This is a genomic window from Sulfuricaulis sp. (assembly GCF_049587675.1).
GTDB lineage: Bacteria > Pseudomonadota > Gammaproteobacteria > Acidiferrobacterales > Sulfurifustaceae > Sulfuricaulis.
In genome coordinates, this window is sequence record NZ_JBAVEJ010000208.1 from 1 (window position 1) to 4,181 (window position 4,181).

The 4,181-nt window shown below is 57.1% G+C and carries 5 protein-coding genes; all 5 read right to left on the reverse strand.

Annotated features, from left to right (window positions below; all coding sequences use genetic code 11):
* Positions 1–256, reverse strand: a 256-nt coding sequence (locus WB402_RS10780; RefSeq protein ID WP_424207726.1) for a hypothetical protein, incomplete at its 3' end; no start/stop codon positions are given.
* Positions 253–645: a YgaP family membrane protein gene (locus WB402_RS10785; protein ID WP_424207727.1), complete on the reverse strand. Its 393-nt coding sequence runs from the start codon at positions 643–645 to the stop codon at positions 253–255. The genes WB402_RS10785 and WB402_RS10780, both read right to left, overlap by 4 nt.
* Positions 646–910: 265 nt before the next feature.
* The gene (locus WB402_RS10790) at positions 911–1,609 is read right to left on the reverse strand and encodes a general secretion pathway protein GspB (protein ID WP_424207729.1); all 699 of its coding nucleotides are present in this window, start codon (positions 1,607–1,609) and stop codon (positions 911–913) included.
* A gap of 2 nt (positions 1,610–1,611) precedes the next feature.
* On the reverse strand, positions 1,612–3,327 hold the full coding sequence (locus WB402_RS10795) for an AAA family ATPase (RefSeq protein WP_424207731.1): 1,716 nt from the start codon (positions 3,325–3,327) through the stop codon (positions 1,612–1,614).
* Positions 3,328–3,737: 410 nt separating this feature from the next.
* On the reverse strand, positions 3,738–3,923 hold the full coding sequence (locus WB402_RS10800) for a hypothetical protein (RefSeq protein ID WP_424207733.1): 186 nt from the start codon (positions 3,921–3,923) through the stop codon (positions 3,738–3,740).
* Positions 3,924–4,181: the final 258 nt, after the last annotated feature.

Sequence of the window (4,181 nt, forward strand, 5' to 3'; positions counted from 1 at the left end):
GTTCAGTTGCTTTTCCTTCAACCTCTTTCCAGGAAAAATTCTTCCTGCTGTTGATAAATTCGGACAGCTCGAATACCAGACTATTGCCATTTGTCACATATGCACTTTTGATTTCCGTTTCCCGGCCATTCAGTAAAGCGAATGCCGCGAACATTCCCACCAGGATCATGCCCCAGAAAACAATTACTGAGATTTTGACCGAAAGGCTGGACTGCAGGTTGTCGCGTGCGTCCGCCTTCGACAGAATGGGGTTCATCTAAAACCAAGCCAACGAAAGCCCATGACCATGGGGCAAATGCCGCTCAAGCCGGCGCCGAAAAGGGCAAATCCGATGAACCAAGGGAAGAACCACAATTCCTTGCTGAACACCAGGTAACTGACGATCAGAAACGCAGCGACCGCCAAACGCAGGGCCCGCTCCGCCTCGAAATTGATCCTTGCCCGGTCTCCGGGGGATAGCGCACACTGGGAATTAACGCTATCCGGAGCACCCTGCAGACGGGAAACAAGGAGCGGTATGCGCCAATTGGTGATGCCCTCGAATATGATGACAATGATGAAACCGTAGATCACTGGACGCAGATCGAAATACAGCGCCGCCAGCAAGATAGCACCGAGAATAATGCGAAAGACGCGCTCGCTCATATGACCTCCCGACACCGGGACCAGCGCCCCGTCAAGATTGCAACTGGTTGCTCTCGCTGGCCTTCAAACTCGGAAACAATTGATCTCTTTAGTATTGGACCGTCACCGACAGGCCAGCAGGACTTACTTACAGCATAGGTCTCGCGGAACCTGCCCACACTTGCATAAACGGTAATATTCGTGCCTTGGGGAGAGAAAAGTGAGGAGATTAGTAGGATATTAGCGAGGCGCAGCAATACCTTGGCCGGCGATAATGAGCTGTATTTTATCGGGGACGGGGGAGCTTGAAACGCTCCCCTTGATAACTCAGGACGACGCCATCCGGGACAATCGCTTCAACACGCGCTCCACCCTCTATCTGGCTGCCCTTGTGGTATTCATGGTTGTTGATGAAAAGAATCCGCTGAGACTCCTGCGGAGAATAGACATGGATTGTCACCGCCATCGGAGGAATGGCGTGCTGTATTTCCGGAGGCATCTGCTGCAACAACGGAGTGTTGTCCGTTTCCAGAAGCACGGCTGGGCCGTCAGCCTCTGACGAGGGGGGGTGCTTGATGGTCGCCACCTTGCGGCGCGGTGCAGTACTGGGCTTTGGCTTTATAGAGGTGACGGGAACAGGCACCTGTGTCTGTTCCGCCAAGTCGCGAACCGGAGGCTCCCTCTTTACCGCCATGACGGGCGGCGGGGCCAAGGCCACAGGTTCGGCAGCAGGCGGCGCGGCGACGGGGGCTGCACTGGGAGACGTTACGGCAACCGCCGCCACGGAAGAAATACGACTGGCCGTGCTGTGCCAGATAATCACCGCCGCGGCCAGCAGGAATAACAGAAGAATGATGCCAATCACCAGCAGCCACCCGCCGCGCCACGGTAATGAAACATTATGCACCGGCCCGCCAGGGCGCGCGGGAGTTCCAGATTGCCGTTCCTGTTCGGACTTTCTGAGCGCATCCAGGATATATGACATGCTCAGCGCGTCTCCGCGGTTCCGGCGTCGGCCACCAGCGCGGGCGATTTGCCCGGCAGATAGTTTTGCAACTGGGCCAGGGTAATCCGTCCCGCCACGCCGTCGGGCATGAGCCGGTGTCGAACCTGAAACTCCCGGAGTTGCGCTTGCAACTCCTTGTCGAAAAGTTCGCTCGATTCCGCCGCGAGTGGCTCGCCCCGGAAGCGAGCCAGCGCGTCGCGCAACCAGATCACCGCATCGCCGCGATCGCCGAGCCGCAGCATTTCCTGTTCCGGCATCGGTGGCTTCCAAAGCAAAAGATATTTTCCGAACCAGTAACGGCCCACCTCGCTCACTGGAAATTCATGCGGCTGGCCGCCTATCACGAGAGAGACGACGTCGGCCGTCAATTCCGCCACGAGAACATGATGCTTGCGACCTGCAGCGTCCTGCAGCTCGATAACGGCGGGGCGGTTGTAGCTGCGCAGATTGTTCCATGTTCCGGTTTTGTATATGCAATGCAAACCGGCGTTCAGCGCGCGTTCGCAGCCTGTTCCGCCCACCAGCAAGGCATAATTCAAACTCCAGCGCTCGAACAGACCCTTCATCGCCGATTCGGTGTCGGTCACCAGTTCGGGATTGGCGAGCAGCGACTCAAGCGTGGCCACCGGATTGGACGGATTACCGGTGGAAACTTCGCCCACCATCCTTGCCTCCCGGGGTTCGGCAGCCGGTGCGGCAACCGCGCTATCCCCGGCGACATTGGCGGCCGGCACCGCATCGGACGAATCTGCCACGACCGCTTTGTCATCGGATGGCAGCGGGTGTCTCCAACCGGGCCACCATTGCCAGCCGGCCACGATCAGGATCGCCGTCAGCGCAGCGACAGTGGGGGTGAGCATGCGCCACGTCAGCCAACGGGAAGGCCTGGCGAATGACCCGATTTCGGCGGCGGCACGATTCACGACACCCGTATCCACGACGGTCTTCTCGCGCGTGTAGGCACCGAGCAACGAACGATCGCAGATAATGTTGATAAGCCGCGGAATACCCCCCGAGAGCGCATACACACGGCGCATCGCCGACAGGTTGAAGAGTAACGCGCGTCCACCCGCCACGCGGCAGCGATGACCGATGTAATAACAGGTTTCCTCACGGGTCAACGCGGTCAAGCGATAGCGCGCCGTGATGCGCTGCGCGAGCTGACGCAAATCCGGTTGCGCCAGCAAGCCCACCAGTTCCGGCTGGCCAATGAGGATGATTTGCAGGAGCTTCTGTTTGGTGGTTTCCAGATTGGTCAATAACCGGATTTGTTCCAGCACTTCACGGCTCAGATTCTGCGCTTCATCGATAATCAGCATCGTGCGCCGGCCGCGGGCGTGGCTCTGGAGCAAGTGGGCGTTGAGCGCGTCGATCAGCTTCTTGAGGCTTGCCTGTCCGCCGGGATGGGGCACACGCAGTTCATCGCAAATAGCAGCTACGAATTCGGCGACCGTGAGCACCGGATAGAGAATCAGCGCCACATCGACATCCTTGGGCAGCCGCTCTCCCAGCGAGCGAATGAGCAGGGTCTTGCCAGTGCCGACCTCGCCGGTCAACTGCACGAACCCCCCGCTCTCACCCAACCCATACTGCAAATGCGCCAGCGCTTCCTGGTGGCCCCGGCTCAGATAGAGATAACGCGGGTCCGGCGGGATCGAAAAGGGATTTTCATACAAGCCAAAATATTGGAGATACATGCAACGCCTCACTTCCTCAGCTGCCTGCCGTCCATACCGTTGATGAGTCTGGCATGGCGTTAACTCGGTTTGCCATCAATCATAAACAAGCTGTCGAAGACCTGGAATTTCACCACCCACGATGGCCTATACGATAACACTATTTGACCCCTCCTTGCCTGTACAGGGCAAGATTCGGCCTGCTCAGGCTAGCGCGCGGGCAAAGGTGAACTTAATTAACGCGAGAAATCACGCAATTCGGACTTTTTTCTCGTCGGATCGGCCGGTCCGCGCCGCTTGCGCCTCGCGCAAGGTACGTCGAAGCGTGAATCGTCGTGCCCGCAGTTTGTGGATATACCCAGCCACTGCGCCAAGCAGGAAAAACGGTAAACGGAAATGAAAAAGTTACAACGTGGGATGATGCGGAAGGATTATTGACGGCGTCCAGGTTCGGCGATGTCGTCCGGCGCTTTGGCGGCCTGAACGATCTTGCGCAGATCGGCCAGTTGCGTCTGCAGCGCCTTGATCGCCTCCGCTACCTCGACAGTTTCTCTGCTTGTTTCGCCTTTGACCACTCCACCGGATTTCATCTTTACTGCGCGTGATGTATCACTCATGCGAACCTCCTTGTGAAAACCCAATACAGTTATCCGACAATAGTTACATGAGTGCTTCGTTGAATCTGCTCCCTGCATCTGATGAAGCATGTAATCAGTGGTATTCAGCTAATTAAGGAGGAAAAACCGGGAAAAGACAAGTATGAAGACATTGCCTGATTCTCATCGCCGGACAACCGTTGCGAGCGCGCCGATGAACCGCCAAAAAATGGCGCTCTCTCTACGATAACTACCAGACATCGGACTGTACGATACCTG